This is a genomic window from Azospirillum canadense (genome assembly GCF_025961225.1).
GTDB lineage: Bacteria > Pseudomonadota > Alphaproteobacteria > Azospirillales > Azospirillaceae > Azospirillum > Azospirillum canadense.
This window is the reverse complement of sequence record NZ_JAOQNG010000010.1, coordinates 1,614,354-1,633,476: the sequence shown is the minus strand read 5'-3', so window position 1 is coordinate 1,633,476 and position 19,123 is coordinate 1,614,354. Positions and strand designations below refer to the sequence as shown.

Sequence of the window (19,123 nt, the reverse complement as noted above, 5' to 3'; positions counted from 1 at the left end):
GGCTGTTCCATAGGGTCTTGAGATGACGCGGCATCTGCGAGTGCTTTCCCTGTCCGTGGCCGTTGGCTGCGCGGTGCTGCTCACCGCTTGCGGGACGCGCGACCGGGCGCCCCGGCCTCCGGTCGTGCAGACGGCGCCTCAGTCTTCCGGCCCGGGGCTCGACCCGATGTACGGCGACTGGGAGACGGACAAGTCAACCCAGCTGCGGTCGCAACCATCGAACAGCGCGCCGATCGTCGCCTCCTTCCCGCCGGGCGTGCCGGTGAAGGTGGTGGGCCGATCCCGCGGGACCGATTGGGTCGCGGTCCAGGCCGCTGGCTCCACCGCCTATGTCCGCATGCACCTGCTGCGCTTGCGCGGCACCGCGGTGCAGACGACGAAGGGCACCACGACCACGGTTGCCAAGCCGACCGACAACGCCGGCCCAACCATCAAGGCCGCTCCGCGCCGCAAGATCGAGGCGGCGCCGATCGCGAATTGAGCCGGCGCGAATTGAGCCGGGGCGAACTGAGCCGGCCGCCACGAAAAAGGCCCCTCGTTCCGGTGGACGAGGGGCCTTTTCGCGTCTGAGCGGAGGGAACGATCAGAATTCCTTCCAGTCGTCGTCCTCGCTGGTGTTCCGCTTCAGCACGGCGGCGGAAGCGCCGGACCCAGCGGACCGGGCGAGCGGCTTCGCCGCCGGCTTGGCGGTGGGCCGGCCGTTGCGGCCGGTGGGCGACGGCTTGGCCATGCCACCCGTCCGCTGGAGAGCGGGCTGTTGGGCCGCGATGGCCTGGACGGAGCGTGGGTCCAGCTTGAAGAAGCCGATCAGGGTCTTCAGGTCACCCGCCTGCCCGGCCATCGCCTGGGCGGCGGCGGTGGTTTCCTCGACCAGCGCGGCGTTCTTCTGGGTCATCTCGTCCATCTGCGAGACGGTGGCGTTGATCTCGTCGAGCGCCGAGGCCTGCTCGGAGGAGGCCGCGGCCATCTCGGCGATCAGGCCTGCGACCTGCTGCACGCCCGACACGATGCCGCCCAGCGCGTCGCCGGCCTTCTTCACCAAATCGACGCCGTCGCGCACCTGGCTGTCGCTGTCCAGGATCAGGCTCTTGATCTCCTTGGACGCCTGGGCGGAGCGCTGGGCCAGGTTGCGCACCTCCTGCGCCACCACCGCGAAGCCGCGGCCCGCGTCGCCGGCGCGGGCGGCTTCCACGGCGGCGTTCAGCGCCAGCAGGTTGGTCTGGAACGCGATCTCGTCGATCACCCCGATGATGTCGGTGATCTTGCGGCTGGCGTCCTCGATCCGCCGCATCGCCTCGATCGCCGACCCGGCCACGCCGCCGCCCGACTCCGCGGCGGAACGGGCGTCCGCGGCCATGGTGTTGGCGCGCTGGGCGTTGTCGGCGTTGGAGCGCACGGTGGCGCCCAGTTCCTCCATGCTCGCCGCCGTTTCCTCCAGCGAAGAGGCCTGCTGCTCCGTGCGCTCGGCAAGGTCGGCGGAGCCGGTGGACACCTCCGCCGCGGCGGACGCGATGGTCTCCGCCGCCTGGGTGATCTGGCCGACGATCTCCGACAGCTTGGCGGAGGTGGCGTTGACGTCGGTCTTCAGGGTCTGGAAGGCGCCCTGGTAGTCGCGCTCGACGCGCTTGTTGAGGTCGCCCTGGGCGAGCGCGCTGAGCACGGCGCCGAGGTCAGCGATGACCGCCTCCACCGTGTCGGTCAGGCGGTTGATGCCCTGCGACATGGTCTTGTAGAAGCCGTCCTTGCCGGCCAGGTCGAGCCGGCGCGACAGGTCGCCGTTGGACACGCCGTCGATCAGGGCGGCGATCTCCTCGCCGATGGCCTGCTCGCGGGCGCGCCGGGCTTCCTCCTCGCGGCGTTCCTCCTCCAGGCGGGCGCGCTCGGCCTCGTCCATCGCCTTCTTCTCGATGGCGTTGTCCTTGAACACCTGCACCGCCTGCGCCATCCGCCCGATCTCGTCACGGTCGGCCAGGGCCGGGATCGTCACGCCCAGGTCGCCGCCGGCCAGCGCCGTCATCGTCCCGGTCATCGCCGTCACCGGCTTCACGATCGACCGCGCCACCGCCCAGGCCGCCAGCAGACCGATCAGCAGCGCCGCCGCGGCCAGGGCGATGTCGATGGTCATGGTGCGGTCCATGCCCGTCTGCATCTCCGTCTGGACGCCACGGCGTGCCTGCGTCTGCGAATCGACCGTCCGGTTGGCCAGCTCTCCGAACTCCGAGGCTTCCTTCGCCATGGTGTTGGACGCGAGATCCTGCGTGGCGGTGACCAGCGCCGCGACCTGCTCGAAAGACTCGACATAGCGGTCGGACAGCTGGTCGGCCTCCTGGGCCAGCCGCTTGCGGGTCGGGTTGTGCAGGCGCTCCGCCAGCGGGCGGATGACGTCGTTGAAGGCGTCGTTGCGCTGTTTGACCTCCTGCACCAGCTTCTGGGACGGGTCGCTGAGGAAGCGTTGGCCGCTCAGCCGCGCCAGCATCAGCTTCTCCTGGGCGACGCCGGCGAGTGCTGCGGCTTCCATGTCGCCGTCGGCCATGGCCGACTGGATGATCTGCGTCAGGTTCTCCCGCGCCTTGGTGCCGGTGGGGTTCATCTGCTCGACGATCAGGCGGTCGCGCTTCTCGCGCATCTCCACCAGCTTGCCGAAGTTGGCGCGGTAGCTTTCGAAATGCTGGATCATCCGCTCGATCATGGCGCGGCGACCGGGATCGAGCGTGGCATCACGCGCAGCCCGCAACTCCTGTTCCAGCGTCTTCTGGGTGTCCTTGACGCGCTCGATCAGCGCGCGGTCGCCGGAGGCGTTGTAGCTGATGACGTTACGTCGCATCTCGCCGACCAGCACTTCGATCTCCGTCACGCGGAGCGAGTTGTCGGAGATGGCGACGTAGCGGTCGACGTCCGCGCTGGTGACGGACAGCGCCCGTACCCCGACGCCCACGACCAGGGCAAGCAGCGCAAGCACGAGGAGGAAGCCCGTGTAGATTCGGGTCCCGACCCGGAAGCGGCCGGAAAAGCTGGCGTTCTGCATGATCGAATGAATCCCAGCGTAGGATGACCCGCCGAGGATAGGACCCACATGTTTCAAGTGTCTTTACGTTCCCTCAAATTTCGTAATGTTTTTCCTCGGGACCGCAAGGCAGCGATGCGCGGGCCCCGCCGCCCTTTGCGCGGGCGCCCCTTGCCCCTAGGTTAGGAGCGCCGCCGTTCAACCGCTTGCCGACCGGAATCCCTCCCCATGCGCCGCCGTTCCCAACCCACGGGCCCAGCACTGTCCTACGCCGAGGCCGCGACCAGCACCGGCGACCTGGGGGCGCTGCGCTCGCTCGTGCCCTATCTCTGGCCGGCCGACTCGCTGGAGACGAAGGTGCGCGTGGTCCTGGCGCTCGTGCTCCTGGTCGGGGCCAAGGCGGCCAATGTCTACGTGCCGATTTTCTACAAGCGGGCGGTCGACGCGCTGGGCGGCGGAAACGTCAGTGCGGCGGTGGCGATCCCGATCGGCCTGATCGTCGCCTATGGCTTGGCGCGCGTGCTGTCGTTGGTGTTCGCGGAACTGCGCGACGCGGTCTTCGCCTCCGTTGCCCAGCGCACGATCCGCAAGGTGGCGCTGTCGGTGTTCCAGCACCTGCACGCGCTGTCCCTGCGCTTCCATCTGGAACGGCAGACCGGCGGCCTTACCCGGTCGCTGGAGCGCGGCACGCGCGCGATCGAGGCCCTGCTGCGCTACGCCCTGTTCTCCATTGTGCCGACGCTGGTGGAGATCGGGCTGGTCTGCATCATCCTGTGGCGGATGTTCAACGGCTGGTTCGCGCTGGCGACCTTCGTCACGGTGTTCGGCTACATCGCCTACACCTTCTTCGTGTCGGAATGGCGCATCCAGTTCCGCCGCGCCATGAACGAGACCGACAGCAAGGCCAACACCAAGGCGGTGGACAGCCTGCTGAACTATGAGACGGTCAAGTATTTCGGGAACGAGCAGCACGAGGCGCGCCGCTACGACGCCGCACTCGCCTCCTACGAACAGGCGGCGGTGCAGAGCCAGCGCAGCCTGTCGCTGCTGAACATCGGCCAGTCGGCGATCATCTCCCTGGGGCTGGCCGTGGTCATGGGCATGGCGGCGCGGGGCATCGTCAACGGCTCCATGACGATCGGCGACTTCGTGCTGGTCAACACCTACCTCTTGCAGCTCTACCAGCCGCTGAACTTCTTCGGCGTGGTGTACCGCGAGATCAAGCAGGCGCTGACCGACATCGAATCGATGGTGAAGCTGCTGTCGGTGGACCGGGAGGTGGCCGACCGGCCCGGCGCCCCGACGCTGGCGGTGACCGGCGGCGAGGTGCGGTTCGAGGGGGTGGAGTTCGGCTACGACCCGCGCCGGCCGATCCTGAAAGGGGTGAGCTTCACCGTGCCGGCCGGCAAGACGGTGGCCATTGTCGGCCCCTCGGGCGCCGGCAAGTCGACCATCAGCCGGCTGCTGTTCCGCTTCTACGACGTGTCGAAGGGCCGCATCCTGATCGACGGGCAGGACATCCGCGCGGTGACGCAGGAGTCGCTGCGCGCCTCGCTCGGCATCGTTCCGCAAGACACGGTGCTGTTCAACGACACCGTCTACTACAACATCGCCTATGGCCGCCCCGGCGCCGGCCCGGCGGAGGTGGAGCGGGCGGCGCGGCTGGCGCACATCCACGATTTCATCATGGCGCTTCCCGACGGCTATGAGACCACGGTGGGCGAGCGCGGGCTGAAGCTGTCCGGCGGCGAGAAGCAGCGCGTCGCCATCGCCCGCACGATCCTGAAGAACCCCGGCATCCTGCTGTTCGACGAGGCGACCTCCGCGCTCGACACCCACACGGAGCGGGAAATCCAGGCCAACCTGCGCGAGGTCAGCCGCGGGCGCACGACGCTGGTCATCGCCCACCGCCTGTCCACGGTGATCGACGCCGACGAGATCCTGGTGCTGGAGGCCGGCCGGGTGATCGAGCGCGGCCGGCACGGCGAACTGCTCGCTCGCGCCGGCGCCTACGCCGCGCTGTGGGCGCGCCAGCAGGAGTCCTCGCAGGGGCCGGAGCCGGTGCCCGAAGTCCTCGCCCCCACCTGACCGACTCCGCTAGACTTCATCCATCCACACCCGACGGGAGCATTCATGGGACCGGTACGGCACGCGCTACGCGCGGCGACCCAGCCGATTCACGACCGGCTGGACAAAGCGGCGATCCTGCGCCCGCTGACCAGCCCGGACATCACGGTCGACGGCTACCGCGCGGCGCTGGTCGCGCTGCACGGCTTCAACGCCCCGATGGAACGGGCGCTGGGCGGGCCGGAGAAGCGGGTGGGGGAGCGGCTGGCGCTGTTGCGCGCCGACCTCGCCGACCTGGGGCTCGACGCCGACGCGCTGCCCGTCGCGGATGGACTGCCGGACCTCGACCGTCCCGCGGCACGGCTGGCCGCGCGCTATGTGCTGGACGGATCCGCGCACGGCGGGCGCGCCATGCTGCCGAACGTCACGCGCGCGCTGGGTTTCGACGCGACTCGCGGCGCGCGCTTCCTGGCGTCGGCCGGGATCGACATGGCTGGACGCTGGCGGGACCTGCTCGCCCAGTTGGAACGCGATCTGGCGGAGCCCGCCGCCACGGCGGAGGCCTGCGACGCCGCCGTCGCGCTGTTCGCCGCCCTGGAGGTCTGGCTGGACCGCTGCGCGCTGAATAATCCTCTCCCCGCTGGGGAGAGGGTTGGGTGAGGGGGCGCCCGAAGGGCGTAAACGCAGCCTCATTGCAGCACTGGTCCGGCCTTCGGCCGCCCCCTCATCCTGACCTTCTCCCCAGGGGGGAGAAGGAATGAGCGCCGCGTCGCAAATCGCCGCGGGGGCTTCACCAGTTCGGCGGAGCCCGCTAGGTTCTCGGACCATGACGACTTCCGCCGCCCATTCCCCCGCAGCACTGGCCGACGCGGTGCTCCGTGGGGACCGCCGCGCGCTCGCCCGCGCCATCACGCTGATCGAATCGACCCGGCGCGATCACCGCGCCCAGGCCGACGCGCTGCTGGAGGCGCTGCTGCCGCACACCGGCAATTCGGTGCGGGTGGGCATCTCCGGTGTGCCGGGGGTGGGCAAGTCGACCTTTATCGAGGCGTTCGGGCTGCACGTCATCGGGCTGGGGCACAAGGTCGCGGTGCTGGCCATCGACCCGTCCTCGCAGCGCACCGGCGGCTCCATTCTCGGCGACAAGACCCGCATGGTCGACCTGTCGCGGGAGCCGAACGCCTTCATCCGCCCCTCGCCCGCGGGCGCCACGCTGGGCGGCGTGGCCCGGCGCACGCGTGAGGCCATGCTGGTCTGTGAGGCGGCGGGCTTCGACGTGATGGTGGTGGAGACGGTGGGCGTCGGCCAGTCGGAGACGGCGGTCGCCGATATGGTCGACCTGTTCATGCTGCTTCTGCTGCCGGCCGGCGGCGATGAGCTTCAGGGCATCAAGAAGGGCATCGTGGAGCTGGCCGACCTCGTGGTCGTCAACAAGGCCGACGGCGACCTCGCCGCGACGGCGCGGCACACGGTTGCGGACTACCGCCACGCCCTGACCCTGCTGCGCCACGGCGACTGGCGCGTGCCGGTGCTCAGCTGCTCGGCCATCTCCAAGAGCGGAATCGACGCAGTCTGGGACACCATCGGCGCGCACAAGGCGACGACAGACGCCTCCGGCGCCCGCGCAACCCGGCGCGCGGAGCAAGCCCGCGCCTGGCTGTGGAGCGAGATCCGCGAGACGCTGGTGGACGCCTTCAAGGCCCACCCGGCGGTCCGCGCCGACCTTGCCGACCTGGAGGTGCGCGTCACCGCCGGCGCCGTTACCCCCACCGCTGCCGCGCGCGGTCTGCTGGAGCGGTTTCTCGGACGTCCAGTGGAGTAGGGGGCCGGACTACCCCTTTCCGCTTATATTGCGCCGCAGCATTTTCTATTGCGCCGCGTTATCCCCGTGCATAAGTTGGCCTGGGCGGGAAAGGTGCGCCTTTTGGGCGCGTGGGCGATGGGATTTGCCCGCGATCTCCGGGGTTCCTTGCGGGCGTTGGCCTTTCCATTTTTGCCGCCGCTTCGAGTCGCACAGGGGGAAACCTTCATGACCGCCACCAACACTCTTCTGAATCTTTTCGCGCCGTTCGGTTCGCTGGCGAAGGCCAACGCCGAGACCCACGCCGCCCGTTCGGCGCGCGTCGCCGGCCTGCTGCAGGACGGTTGCCGCCGCCTGTTCGACAACGCGACCGCCGGCGTCGGTGAGACCACCCGCCTGGTCGGCGAGTTCAGCAAGGTCCGCAACGCCGCCGACTTCGCCGCGCTCCAGGGCGAGTGGCTGAGCGTCACGCAGGCCCGCGTCGCCGGCCAAGTCCAGACGGTCCTCGATCTGTCCTCCAAGATCGCCGCCGAGCTGACCTATGCGCCGGTCCAGGCCGCGCCGGCCCCGGTTGCGGCTCCGGTCGCCGCCCCGGCCCCGAAGGCCGTCGTGGCCGCGGCGCCCGCGCCGAAGGTCGAGGCTCCGAAGACGGTTGCTGCCCCGAAGGCTGCCGCCCCAAAGGCTGCTGCCAAGGCTCCTTCCGCCAAGGTCGAAGTGAAGGCCGAGGCCCCCAAGGCCGCGCCGGTGCCGGTCGCTCCAAAGGTTGAGGTGAAGGCCGAACCGAAGGCTGCCGCCCCGAAGAAGGTTCCGGTCGCCAAGGCCGCTCCGAAGGCCGCGGACGTCAAGGTGGAAGCGCCCAAGGCCCCGGCTCCGAAGGTGGAGGCCCCGAAGGCCGAAGCTCCCAAGGCGGCCGCCCCGGCTCCCAAGGTTGAGGCGGCTCCGGCCCCGAAGGCCGAGGTGACGAAGGCGGAGGAGGTCAAGGCGGCCGCTCCCGCGCCTGTTGCTGCTCCCGTTGCCGAGGCCCCGAAGAAGGACGACAAGGCGACCGCTCCGGCCGCCGAGTGACGTCCGGAGGACGACTCCCGGGAGTTGTCGATGCCGCGCACGCCCGTCGCTTCCTTTCTTGACGGGCGCGTGCCGGTTCGACTATAACGCCGCCTCCTTCGGGCGGAATGCTGCCCGGGACCGGGTTTCATTTGCTAAAATAAAGGATCAGTCCGATGGCACGTCGGTGCTCCGTGACCGGCAAGGGCACGCAGTTTGGCAACAACGTCAGCCACGCCAACAACAAGACCCGTCGCCGCTTCCAGCCGAACCTGCAGGAAACGTCGGTGCTGAGCGACGCTCTGGGTCAGTTGGTGCGTCTGCGCCTCTCCACCAACGCGATCCGCTCGATCGAGCACAAGGGCGGCCTCGACGCCTTCCTGCTCGACGCGAAGGACGCCGTCCTCAGCCTGGAAGCGCGCCGCCTGAAGCGCCGCATCGCCAAGGCCCAGGACAAGCAGGCCGCCGCGGCCTGATGCCGGCCGGGGGCCATCTCGGCCTCCAGCCTTCTGGTGCCGGCTTTCGAGTAAGAATGCCGTGGGGGCGTGCTCTCCGCGGACGGGCCTGAAAGCCGAGGCCAGGACGACTCCGACTCTCGGTTGTGCCGAATCCCGGTTGAGAGTGTCGCGCGCAAGGCCGCAAGGTTTTGCGCGCGTTTTGTCGTTGCCGAAGGCTCTTCAAAAGGACCGCTGCACGCCCACCAGCACGCGGTAGCGCGGCGAATCGGGGCCGAATCCGACGCCCACGCCGGCGCCCAGCGCCAGATCGTCGCCGATGACATGCCGCACGCCTACCTCCACGAGGTTGTCGGCCTTGCCGCGTTCCTGCTGCTGGTCGCGCAGGATGTCGAAGGCCACAGCCGTGGCCGGCCCGACGGCGACATTCACCCCGGCCACCATCAGGAAACGGTTTTCCCGCTGGTCCGACTCCGGGTCGATCAGCCGCCGCCAGCCCAGGTTCACGTGCAGGCGCGGTGCCCGGCTTGACGTGCCGAGCGGCTGGGTGAGGCGCCCGATGATCCCGACTTCCGTCGCCATGGTGCCGGAGCCGTAGGGGATGTCGACCAGCGGCTCCAGCGAGATGCCCAGCCGCCCGTTCTTCGGTTCCAGCAGGTTGATCTCGGCCGACAGCTTGACGTCGCCCTGCCGCGTGTCGTCGGCATTGCCGACCCGGTAGGCCGGGTTGGCCTTCAGCGACAGGCCGTTGGCGACGCCGACCTCCATCTCCGGGTCGAGGTTCACTCGATTGCGCCCGCCGTCCAGCTTCAGCCGGTCGAAGGTGCTGCGCAGCTTCAGGCTCACGTCGCCCTTCTCGATGGCCGCCGCGTCCTCCACCGTGATCGGGATTTCGGTGGACAGGCCCATCAGCGCCTTGTCGTCGGCCCAGGCGTCCCCGGCCACGCCGGCGACGGCCAACGCCGTGATCGCACCCGCACCAAGCTTTCGCATTCTCGTCCCCCTCCACAAGCCGCGCCAGCGTCAACGCGGCCATGCGAAGAAGGGTCCGCGCCTACTCGACCGAGTCGGGATCCTCCGCGTCGACGATGCGGCGGGCGATGTCGTAGGCGAAGCCGGCGCGCCCCAGGGCCGCCAGATCCTTGTCGCGGAACTCCGCGCGCTTTTCCGGGAGGCGATAGGGGCCGAGCCGGCGCCGCCGCGCCAGCGCCAGTGCGGCGGTCAGGTTCAGGTCGCCGTCCACCTCCTCGTCCAGCGCGTCCAGCGCCTTGTCGGCCTCGTCGCGGGCGATGCCCTTGGAGGCCAGCTTCTCCCGGATGGCGCGGGTGGAGGTGCCGCGGCGATGCAGGCTGGCCACGCGCATCTCGGCGTAGGCGGCGTCGTTCAGCAGACCGCTGCGCAGGTAACGGGCGATCAGCTCCTCCACCCAGCGGGCTCCCTCGGCGGGGTCGGTGCCGTGCGCCTGAGCGGAACGGTCGACCTTGCGCATCAGCACGCGCCGCAGATTGGCGGATGAGCTGGCGAAGCGTTGCAGGTAGTAGAGCGCCGCGTTCTCCAGATACTGCGCCGTCACGCGCTTGGGCGGCTTGGGGCCGGATGGTCTGGAAGAGGGCGGCGATTCCCGCGTCATGGCAGTCTCCCGTGCGGCGGCGGTTGCCGGGAGGGCGCACGCGCCCTAAAGTCCCGTCCGCCCCCGTGAAATGTGGTCCGATCCATAGTCCGATGACTCATCCTCTTCCTCCCATGCCCCGCACCGTCGGCGCCGTCAACTGGGTCGGCCTGTGGACCCTCTACGCCCGCGAGGTGCGCCGGTTCCTGAAGGTGCACCAGCAGACCGTCTGGGCGCCCGTGGTGACCACGCTGCTGTTCTACGCCGTCTTCGCGCTGGCGCTGGGCGGTGCGGTACGGACGGTCGGCCCGGTCCCCTACCTGGAGTTCCTGGCGCCCGGCCTGATCATGATGGCGATGGCCCAGAACGCCTTCGCCAACACCTCCTCCTCGGTGGTGATCGCGAAGGTGCAGGGCAACATCGTCGACATCCTGATGCCGCCGATGGCGCCGCTGGAACTGGCCTTCGGCTTCGTCATGGGAGGGGTGACGCGCGGCCTGTGCGTCGGGCTGGTCACCGGGCTGGCGATCTGGTGCTTCGTGCCGGTGCATATGCCGCACCCGTTCTTCGTGGTCTTCCACGCGGTTATGGCATCCATGCTGCTGTCGCTGCTCGGTCTGGTCGGCGGCATCTGGTCGGAGAAGTTCGACCACATCGCGGCGGTGACCAACTTCGTGGTGACGCCGCTGTCCTTCCTGTCCGGCACCTTCTATTCGGTGGAAAACCTGCCGCCGACCTTCTGGTGGATCGCCCATTTCGACCCCTTCTTCTATATGATCGACGGCTTCCGCTACGGCTTCATCGGCCGGTCGGACGGTACGCTGGGGATCGGTATCCTGGTCATGCTGGCGATCAACGGGTTCCTGTGGTGGCTTGCCTGGCGCATGCTGAAGACGGGCTACAAGCTGAAGGCGTAATTCCGGCTCTGTCCTGGCCTTCCGGGGCACCCTGTCCGTTGACAGGACGGAGTGATCTCTTGATAGTCGTCGTTCCCCCGGCGGGCACCCCTGCCCGCCGGGTTTGTCCTCATTTGGAGGTTTGTGCCGTGATTCCGGTCGTTATGCCCACGTATGCCCGCGCCGACGTCGTGTTCGAGCGGGGCGAAGGTCCGTATCTGTACGCGACCGACGGGCGACGATTCCTGGACTTCGCCGCCGGCGTGGCGGTGACGGCGCTTGGTCACGCGAACCCCTACCTGATCAAGGCGCTGACGGAGCAGGCCCACAAGGTCTGGCACACCTCCAACCTCTTCCGGGTGGCGGGGCAGGAGAGCCTAGCCAAGCGCCTGACGGAGGTCACCTTCGCCGACACCGTGTTCTTCACGAACTCGGGCGCGGAGGCGTGGGAGTGCGGCGCGAAGGCGGTGCGCAAGTACCACTATGAGAAGGGCGACAAGAAGCGGTATCGCATCATCACCTTCGAGCAGGCCTTCCACGGCCGCACTCTGGGCGCCATCTCCGCCGCCCAGCAGGAGAAGCTGATCAAGGGCTTCGCGCCCCTGCTGGACGGCTTCGACCTCGTGCCGTTCGGCGACCTGGACGCTGTGCGCAAGGCCGTCACCGACCAGACCGCCGGCATCTGCGTGGAGCCCATCCAGGGCGAGGGCGGCATCCGCGTCGGTTCGGTGGAGTTCCTGCGCGGCCTGCGGGAGATCTGCGACGAGCACGGCCTGCTGCTGTTCCTGGACGAGATCCAATCCGGCATGGGCCGCACCGGCAAGCTGTTCGCCCACGAATGGGCCGGCATCACGCCGGACGTCATGGCGGTCGCCAAGGGCATCGGCGGCGGTTTCCCGCTCGGCGCCTGCCTCGCCACGGAGAAGGCGGCGTCCGGCATGACCGCCGGCACGCACGGCTCCACCTACGGCGGCAACCCGCTGGCCACCGCGGTCGGCAACGCCGTGATGGACAAGGTGCTGGAGCCGGGCTTCCTGGAGCATGTCCAGCGCATCGGCACCCTGCTGGAGGAGCGGCTGAACGGCCTCGTCTCCGACCATCCGTCGGTCTTCAAGAGCGTGCGCGGCAAGGGGCTGATCCTCGGCATGGTCTGCGGCCCGGCCGTGGGCGATGTGGTGGCGAAGCTGCGCGCCAACGGCCTGCTGTCGGTTCCGGCCGGCGACAACGTGGTGCGCCTGCTGCCGCCGCTGATCATCGGCGAAGCCGAGGTAGAGGAGGCCGTCGGCATCCTCGCCCAGACGGCGAAGGAGTTCGTGTGATGTCCGCCCCTTTGCCCAACGTCCGGCATTTCCTGGACATCGACCGGTTCGACAAGGCGACCCTGCGCCAGATCCTGGACATGGCCGTCACCATCAAGAAGGACATCCCGGCCTACCGCTCGCTGTTCGCGGGCCGCGCGCTGGCGATGATCTTCGAGAAGCCGTCGACCCGCACGCGCGTGTCGTTCGAGGTCGGCATGCGCCAGCTCGGCGGCGACGTGGTCGTGCTGAAGCCCGACGACATGCAACTGGGCCGTGGCGAAACCATCGGCGACACCGCCCGCGTGCTGTCCCGCTACGTGGATGCGGTGATGGTCCGCACCATGGGCGAGGAGCGCGTCCAGGAACTGGCGAAGCACGCCTCGGTGCCGATCATCAACGGCCTGACCGACCAGTCGCACCCCTGCCAGATCATGGCCGACCTGATGACCTACGAGGAGCATCGCGGCTCCATCGAAGGGCGCGTCGTGGCCTGGAGCGGCGACATCAACAACGTCGCCGTCAGCTGGGTGCACGCCGCCGTGCGGCTGGGCTTCGAAATCCGCCTCGCCTGCCCGGAGGCCTATGGGCCGCCGCCCGGCCTGCTGGAGTGGGCGGCCAAGGAGGGCACTGGCCGCGTCGTGGTCGTCTCCTCGCCGGCCGAAGCGGTGACGGGGGTCGATTGCGTGATCACCGACGCCTGGGTGTCCATGCACAACACGGACGTTGACGAGCGCGGCGCCGTGCTCGCCGGGTATCAGGTGAACGAGGAGCTGATGAGCCTCGCGCATCCGGACGCCCTGTTCATGCACTGCCTGCCCGCCCACCGCGGGGAGGAAGTGACCGACGGCGTGATCGACGGCCGCCACTCCGTGGTCTGGGACGAGGCGGAAAATCGCCTGCACGCCCAGAAGGCCATCCTGGCATGGTGCCTGGAAGCCAAAGTCTGAAGCCACTATCTAAGGTCACTTGACCAAAGGACAGCAGGGCGGGGGCGCTTGGGTAAGCGCTCCCGCTCGTCCTGTTGAACGATTGAGGACATGATGGACGATCCTTCCGTCCAACCGCTTCGCGACGATCTCGTTCTGCCGTTCCAGATCGAGGTGTCGCGCCTGCGTGGCCGCATGGTGAAAATGGGGCCCGCGCTGGACGAAATCCTGACGCGCCACGCCTATCCGGAGCCGGTCGCCCGCTTCCTGGCCGAGACGATGACGCTCGCCATGCTGCTGTCCAGCATGCTGAAGTACGACGGCATCTTCACGCTGCAGACCAAGGGCGACGGGCCGATCAGCCTGATGGTCGCCGACATCACGTCGGTCGGCGACATCCGCGCCTACGCCCAGTACGACGAGGAGGCGCTGAAGAAGGCCGCCGACGACGTGGCCATCGCCCCGGCGCCGGCCCTGCTCGGCAAGGGCCACATCGCCTTCACCGTGGACCAGGGGCCGAACACCGAACGCTACCAGGGTATTGTCGAACTGTACGGCAAGACGCTGGCCGACTGCGTGCAGCACTATTTCCGCCAGTCGGAGCAGATCGACACCGGCCTGACCGTGGCGGTCGACCAGGAAACGCTGCCCGATGGCAGCAAGGGCGCTTGGCGGGCCGGCGGCATCATGGTGCAGCGCCTGCCCCAGGATCCGACCGAGCATGTGCTGGGCTCCGGCGACGAGGACGCGTGGCGCCGCGCCATGGTCCTGCTGGCCAGCACCACGGGCGACGAGCTTCTGGACCCGGACCTTGCGGCCAGCGACCTGCTGTTCCGCCTGTTCCACGAGGACGGCGTGCGCGTCTGGCAGCCCAAGGCGTTGCGCTTCGGCTGCCGCTGCTCGCGCGAGCGTGTGTCCGACATGCTGTCCCGCCTGCCGCGGACCGAGGTCCAGGACCTGAAGATCGATGACGGCCGGGTCGAGGTGGTCTGCCAGTTCTGCTCCACCGCCTACCACTTCGACGACGCGGATCTGGACCGGGTGTACGGCACGGCGAAGTAAGGCGCGCGGTTAAGTCGCCGCTTCAGGATCCGAATGCGCTTCCAAAACGGCGCGGCTATAGTGCCGCGCCGTTTTCGTTTGTCCAACTGGAGCGATCATGCCCTCCCGCCGTTTCGTCCTTGCCGCCGGCATCGCCGCGCTCGCCCTGTCGGCCTGCCAGAGCGCGCCGCCGCCACGTCCGGCGCCGCGGCCCATCGACTTCTCCAACTTCGGCCCGATCGTGCTGAACGCGGGCAGCGTCGACGTGGTCGACGCCTACCGTGCCGGCGCCGGCGTCCATGTGGAGGGCCGGTCGGCGGTGCCCCCGGCGCAAGCCGTGCGGCTGTGGGCCAGCGAGCGGTTGCAGGCCGCGGGCGGGCCGGGCCGCGTGCGCGTCACCATCCGCGACGCCGGCATCGTCGAAACCCAGCTGCAAAAAACCGGCGGCGTGAAGGGCTACTTCACCAACGACCAGGCCCAGCGCTACGACGGCCGCATCGAGGTGGAGGTGAGCGGCGAGGTGCCGGGCGAAACCAGCTTCCGCGGATCCACCCGGGCGTCGGTGACCTATTCGACCACGGTTCCGGAAAACATCTCGCTGGCCGACCGCGAGGCCACTTTCCTGGAGATCACCCGCCGCATGATGGATGACCTGAACGGTCGGCTGGACGCGGGGATCCGGAAGGATCTGGCGCCGATGGTGCGGCGGTAGGTTTGCGGCTGCCCCCTCCCTAACCCTCCCCCGCTTGCAGCGGTGGAGGGCATTCAGCCCCCTCCACCGCCAACGGCGGGGGAGGGCTGGGGAGGGGGCAAAGCTCCGCACATCAGCACCCAACGCAAAAAGGGCCGCCCCGTGGGGCGGCCCTTTCTGTTCCGACGATCCGGACCGCTTAGTAGCGGTAGTGCTCCGGCTTGAACGGGCCCTCGGCCTTCACGCCGATGTACTCGGCCTGCTTGGCCGTCAGCGTGGTCAGCTTGGCGCCGATCTTGTCCAGGTGCAGGCGGGCGACCTTCTCGTCCAGGTGCTTCGGCAGCACGTAGACCTTGCGCTCGTAGCTGGCGGCGTTGTTCCAAAGCTCGATCTGGGCCAGCACCTGGTTGGTGAAGCTGGCGCTCATCACGAAGCTCGGGTGGCCGGTGGCGCAGCCCAGGTTCACCAAGCGGCCCTGGGCCAGGACGATCAGGCGCTTGCCGTCGGGGAAGACGACCTCGTCAACCTGCGGCTTGACCTCTTCCCACTTGTAGTTGCGGAGAGCCTCGATCTGGATCTCGCTGTCGAAGTGGCCGATGTTGCAGACGATGGCGCGGTCTTTCATCTGGCGCATGTGGTCCAGAGTGATGACGTCCACGTTGCCGGTGGCGGTGACGAAGATATCGCCCAGCGGGGCGGCCTCGTCCATGGTCACCACCTGATAGCCTTCCATGGCGGCCTGGAGCGCGTTGATCGGGTCGATCTCCGTCACCAGAACGCGCGCACCCTGCGAACGCAGCGAGGCGGCCGAGCCCTTGCCCACGTCGCCGTAGCCGGCAACGACGGCGACCTTGGCGGCGACCATCACGTCGGTGGCGCGCTTGATGCCGTCGACCAGCGACTCACGGCAGCCATAGAGGTTGTCGAACTTCGACTTGGTGACGCTGTCGTTGACGTTGATGGCCGGGACCTTCAGCGTGCCCTTCTTCATCATCTCATAGAGACGATGGACGCCGGTGGTGGTCTCCTCCGACAGGCCGCGGACCTCGGCCAGCATCTCCGGATACTTGTCGTGCATGATCTGGGTGACGTCGCCGCCGTCGTCCAGGATCATGTTCGGCACCCAGCCGTCCGGGCCACGCAGCGTCTGCTCGATGCACCACCAGAACTCCTCCTCCGTCTCGCCCTTCCAGGCGAAGACCGGGATGCCGGCGGCGGCGATGGCGGCGGCGGCCTGGTCCTGGGTCGAGAAGATGTTGCACGAGGACCAGCGGACCGTGGCGCCGAGAGCCGTCAGCGTCTCGATCAGCACGGCGGTCTGGATGGTCATGTGTAGGCAGCCGACGATGCGGGCACCGGCCAGCGGCTTGGACTCGCCGAACTCCGCGCGCAGCGCCATCAGGCCCGGCATCTCGGTCTCGGCGATGGTGATTTCCTTGCGGCCCCACTCGGCGAGGCTGATGTCCTTGACCTTGTAGTCGGTGAAGTTGGCGGGCGCGGCCATCGGGCTGTCTCCTGGACAACAAAAAAGAATAGGGCGGGCGCACCGGCCCGCGTCTGGCGATGGTGTAGCAGCGTGCCCGCAGGGGCGCAAGCATAAAGATATCTTTATGTTTAAGCGGTATGCTGCACGCCTGCGACGATCGCCGGTGATGTGCGGCTTGCCACAAAACGTGCCGTCGTGCGTTGCTTCCGCAGGAACGGACGCAGACGGGACAAAGATGACGCGCTACGGCTTCTTGGCCCGGCTCGGCCGGCACGAATTGACGCTGCTGCTGGGCGTAGCGGTGGCCGCGGGCCTGATTCTGTCCTTCGCCCTGCTGGCGGGGGAGGTGATGGAGGGCGAGACCGCCGCTTTCGACCGCGCGGTGCTCATGGCCTTGCGGGTGGCGGGCGATCCCGCGGTTCCCCTGGGGCCGGCGTGGCTTCAGAACGCCGCGCGCGACATCACGGCGCTCGGCAGCATCGCGGTGCTGTCCCTGATCACGGCGATCGCGTTGGGCTTCCTGCTGTTGCAGGGAAAGCGCGGGGCGGCGGCGCTGGTGTTGCTGGCCGTCGGGGGCGGGATGACGCTCAGTTCCTTGATGAAGGACCAGATCGGACGGGCCCGGCCGGACCTTGTGCCGCACGGCGATGTCGTCTTCACCGCCAGCTTCCCCAGCGGCCATTCGCTGCTCTCCGCGGTGGTCTACCTGACGCTGGGTGCCATGCTCGCCCGCTTCGTCCAGGGGCGGCGGCAGAAGGCCTATGTGCTGGTGGTGGCGATCGGGCTGACGCTGCTGATCGGGTGCAGCCGGGTCTATCTCGGCGTTCATTGGCCGACCGACGTGCTGGCCGGCTGGTGCCTGGGGGCGGCCTGGGCGTCGCTGTTCTGGATGGTTGCGCTGTGGCTGCAAAGACGCGGTGCGGTGGAACCGGACGTTGGGGGGGAGTCCGCCCCGGATCGCGCTTGACCGGACCTCGCCCGACCCGATATCTCGGTGTGACGGAGATGGGACGGCACAGCATATCGATGTCAAAAGGCACCCTCGACCACGAAACCTTGCAAGCCGTCGGTGTCCTGAAGCGCGCCGTGGAGCAGGCGCGGGTGACCGGCGTGCTGGAGTTCCGACTGCTGGTCGCGGCGCTGGAGCGCACGCTGGAGTCGCGCAGCGTGCGTGAATTGGACGAGGCCAAGCGCGTCTTCGACACGCTGGACGGCGAGATCCGCGCCATCATTGTGGAGTACGCGAACGAGGCGGCGCGGGCGGAGGCCGGCACCCTCGGGACGCGCGGCCCCATCCCGGCGGCGGAACCGGCGACGAACCGCACCACCCTGGGCAAGGCGGTCCGCTCGGCGACGGGCTTCCTGGCGGCGCTGAACGGGGCGCGGGGCGGCGCACAGAAGTCCACCCTGGCTTCCGCCGATCCGGGCCTGCAGCCGGACAGCCGCGTCACGGCCAAGTCCCGCCTGTTGGCGGCGGTGGAGGAGCGGCGGGAGAACGACCTCGCCGCCGCAAGATTGCTGTCCGGCGGCCCGCTGTCGCCGGCAAGCTGGACGTCTTAAGGAACAGGTTGGATGACGCAATTCAGGGTTGGCGATCAGGTCACGATCCACAACAGCCAGACCGGGCCAGAGAAGATCGCCATGGTGGAAGCCTTCACCGAGGGCAAGCGCTGCATGGTGCTGTCCGACGGATCGCAGTGGCGGGCGGACGGGCAACGACAGTGGCGGGCGGGCAGTGCCTACTACAAGGGGCCGGTGGTCGAGCCGACGCAGCCCGGCGATGTCGAGATCGTCACCAAGCGCCGCGCCATCGGCGTGATCCGCAAGTTCGCCCAGGACCTGAGCATGGACAGCCCGCTCAGCGCCGAGGCGCTGAAGCGGGTCGTCGATGTGATCCAGGCCGAAAAGGCCGCCGAAAACGTTGCTGCCAAGGCGACCGATCCGGAGGAGTAACGGTCTGGGCTAGACGCAGCGCCCGCCGTCCACCTCCAGGCAGACGCCGGTCAGGAACTCGGCCTCGTCGGAGCAGAGGAACAGGGCGGCGTTGGCGATGTCCGCCGGCTGGGACAGGCGGCCGAGCGGGATCGACGCCTTGAACTGGGCGCGCTTTTCCGGTGTGTCCTCGCCCATGAACAGGTGGAGCATGCCGGTCTCGCCGGCCACGGGATTCAGCGCGCAGACGCGGATCTTGTCGGGGGCCAGTTCCACGGCCATGGACTTGGTGAGCGTGATCGCGGCGCCCTTGGAGCCGTTGTACCAGGTCAGCCCCGGCCGAGGTCGCACGCCGGCCGTGGAGGCCACGTTCAGGATCACGCCGCCGCCCCGCCGGCGGAACACCGGCACCGCGTGGATGGCGCCGAGATAGATGGACTTCACGTTGACCGCGTAGATGCGGTCGAAGGTGTCCTCGTCCACCTCGGTCATCGGGCCGTTGCGGTGGGTGTAGCCGGCGTTGTTGACCAGGATGTCGAGCGTTCCGAAGGATTCGACCGCCGCAGCGACCATCGCCTCCACGTCGCGGCTGACGGAGACGTCGGAGCGCACGGCGCGCGCCTTGCCGCCCATTGCATCGGCGACACGCCGGGCGGCCTCCTCGTTGATGTCGGCGACGACGACGCTCGCCCCCTCGGCGATGAAGCGCTTGACGATCCCCTCGCCAAACCCCGACCCGCCGCCGGTGACGATGGCGACCTTGTTCGCAAGGCGCATGTGTTTTCCTCCCGCTGTTGTTTCTCGTTGCGCGGTGCCCCCTCCCTAACCCTCCCCCGCTTTTGCGGGGGAGGGTTAGGGAGGGGGCCCGGT

Annotated in this window: 19 protein-coding genes; 14 read left to right on the top strand and 5 right to left on the bottom strand. The window is 68.7% G+C overall.

The window, feature by feature from the left end:
- Nucleotides 1-22 precede the first annotated feature (22 nt).
- The gene (locus M2351_RS43330) at nucleotides 23-481 is read left to right on the top strand and encodes an SH3 domain-containing protein (protein ID WP_264662137.1); all 459 of its coding nucleotides are present in this window, start codon (nucleotides 23-25) and stop codon (nucleotides 479-481) included.
- A gap of 102 nt (nucleotides 482-583) precedes the next feature.
- Here M2351_RS43330 and M2351_RS43325 read toward each other — a convergent pair whose 3' ends face one another.
- On the bottom strand, nucleotides 584-3,025 hold the full coding sequence (locus M2351_RS43325) for a methyl-accepting chemotaxis protein (RefSeq protein WP_264662136.1): 2,442 nt from the start codon (nucleotides 3,023-3,025) through the stop codon (nucleotides 584-586).
- Nucleotides 3,026-3,232: 207 nt separating this feature from the next.
- On the opposite strand from M2351_RS43325, the gene M2351_RS43320 reads away from it, so the two are divergent.
- The 5 genes from M2351_RS43320 to rpmB all read left to right on the top strand — a co-directional run bounded on the left by M2351_RS43320 (nucleotide 3,233) and on the right by rpmB (nucleotide 8,392).
- A complete protein-coding gene (locus tag M2351_RS43320; protein ID WP_264662135.1) occupies nucleotides 3,233-5,092 on the top strand; it encodes an ABCB family ABC transporter ATP-binding protein/permease in 1,860 nt (619 codons plus the stop codon).
- A gap of 45 nt (nucleotides 5,093-5,137) precedes the next feature.
- Entirely contained in the window at nucleotides 5,138-5,731 is a 594-nt protein-coding gene (locus M2351_RS43315) for a biliverdin-producing heme oxygenase (protein ID WP_264662134.1), read from the top strand.
- A 166-nt stretch (nucleotides 5,732-5,897) separates the two neighbouring features.
- A complete protein-coding gene (gene meaB, locus M2351_RS43310) occupies nucleotides 5,898-6,893 on the top strand; it encodes a methylmalonyl Co-A mutase-associated GTPase MeaB (protein ID WP_264662133.1) in 996 nt (331 codons plus the stop codon).
- Nucleotides 6,894-7,100: 207 nt separating this feature from the next.
- Entirely contained in the window at nucleotides 7,101-7,937 is an 837-nt protein-coding gene (locus M2351_RS43305) for a hypothetical protein (protein ID WP_264662132.1), read from the top strand.
- Nucleotides 7,938-8,092: 155 nt separating this feature from the next.
- Complete coding sequence (gene rpmB / locus M2351_RS43300) at nucleotides 8,093-8,392, top strand: 50S ribosomal protein L28 (RefSeq protein WP_264662131.1); 300 nt, start codon at nucleotides 8,093-8,095, stop codon at nucleotides 8,390-8,392.
- A 201-nt stretch (nucleotides 8,393-8,593) separates the two neighbouring features.
- Here rpmB and M2351_RS43295 read toward each other — a convergent pair whose 3' ends face one another.
- The gene (locus tag M2351_RS43295; protein WP_264662130.1) at nucleotides 8,594-9,364 is read right to left on the bottom strand and encodes a hypothetical protein; all 771 of its coding nucleotides are present in this window, start codon (nucleotides 9,362-9,364) and stop codon (nucleotides 8,594-8,596) included.
- 61 nt (nucleotides 9,365-9,425) lie between these two features.
- Nucleotides 9,426-10,001, bottom strand: coding sequence for a regulatory protein RecX (locus tag M2351_RS43290; protein ID WP_264662129.1), 576 nt, complete (start codon nucleotides 9,999-10,001; stop codon nucleotides 9,426-9,428).
- Nucleotides 10,002-10,093: 92 nt separating this feature from the next.
- Between M2351_RS43290 and M2351_RS43285 the strand changes: the two genes are divergently transcribed.
- From M2351_RS43285 to M2351_RS43265, 5 genes are all read left to right on the top strand, one after another.
- Nucleotides 10,094-10,897, top strand: a complete 804-nt coding sequence (locus M2351_RS43285; RefSeq protein WP_264662128.1) for an ABC transporter permease — start codon at nucleotides 10,094-10,096, stop codon at nucleotides 10,895-10,897.
- A 128-nt stretch (nucleotides 10,898-11,025) separates the two neighbouring features.
- Nucleotides 11,026-12,195 (top strand): aspartate aminotransferase family protein, encoded by a 1,170-nt coding sequence (locus M2351_RS43280; protein ID WP_264662127.1) that lies wholly within the window; start codon nucleotides 11,026-11,028, stop codon nucleotides 12,193-12,195.
- The gene (gene argF / locus M2351_RS43275) at nucleotides 12,195-13,124 is read left to right on the top strand and encodes an ornithine carbamoyltransferase (RefSeq protein ID WP_264662126.1); all 930 of its coding nucleotides are present in this window, start codon (nucleotides 12,195-12,197) and stop codon (nucleotides 13,122-13,124) included. Before M2351_RS43280 ends, argF begins: the two co-directional genes overlap by 1 nt.
- Nucleotides 13,125-13,217: 93 nt before the next feature.
- Nucleotides 13,218-14,165, top strand: a complete 948-nt coding sequence (locus tag M2351_RS43270; RefSeq protein WP_264662448.1) for an Hsp33 family molecular chaperone — start codon at nucleotides 13,218-13,220, stop codon at nucleotides 14,163-14,165.
- Between the two features lie 97 nt (nucleotides 14,166-14,262).
- On the top strand, nucleotides 14,263-14,856 hold the full coding sequence (locus M2351_RS43265) for a hypothetical protein (RefSeq protein WP_264662125.1): 594 nt from the start codon (nucleotides 14,263-14,265) through the stop codon (nucleotides 14,854-14,856).
- Nucleotides 14,857-15,034: 178 nt separating this feature from the next.
- Here M2351_RS43265 and ahcY read toward each other — a convergent pair whose 3' ends face one another.
- Nucleotides 15,035-16,339 (bottom strand): adenosylhomocysteinase, encoded by a 1,305-nt coding sequence (gene ahcY, locus M2351_RS43260; protein WP_264662124.1) that lies wholly within the window; start codon nucleotides 16,337-16,339, stop codon nucleotides 15,035-15,037.
- Nucleotides 16,340-16,556: 217 nt separating this feature from the next.
- Here ahcY and M2351_RS43255 point away from each other — a divergent pair, with 217 nt between their 5' ends.
- The 3 genes from M2351_RS43255 to M2351_RS43245 are packed head-to-tail and all read left to right on the top strand — an operon-like array spanning nucleotide 16,557 to nucleotide 18,274.
- Nucleotides 16,557-17,288, top strand: coding sequence for a phosphatase PAP2 family protein (locus tag M2351_RS43255; protein ID WP_264662123.1), 732 nt, complete (start codon nucleotides 16,557-16,559; stop codon nucleotides 17,286-17,288).
- A 59-nt stretch (nucleotides 17,289-17,347) separates the two neighbouring features.
- Nucleotides 17,348-17,881 (top strand): hypothetical protein, encoded by a 534-nt coding sequence (locus tag M2351_RS43250; RefSeq protein ID WP_264662122.1) that lies wholly within the window; start codon nucleotides 17,348-17,350, stop codon nucleotides 17,879-17,881.
- 12 nt (nucleotides 17,882-17,893) lie between these two features.
- A complete protein-coding gene (locus M2351_RS43245) occupies nucleotides 17,894-18,274 on the top strand; it encodes a hypothetical protein (RefSeq protein WP_264662121.1) in 381 nt (126 codons plus the stop codon).
- Between the two features lie 9 nt (nucleotides 18,275-18,283).
- Here the strand turns inward: M2351_RS43245 and M2351_RS43240 are convergent, their stop codons facing one another.
- On the bottom strand, nucleotides 18,284-19,030 hold the full coding sequence (locus M2351_RS43240; RefSeq protein ID WP_264662120.1) for a glucose 1-dehydrogenase: 747 nt from the start codon (nucleotides 19,028-19,030) through the stop codon (nucleotides 18,284-18,286).
- Between the last annotated feature and the right edge of the window lie 93 nt (nucleotides 19,031-19,123).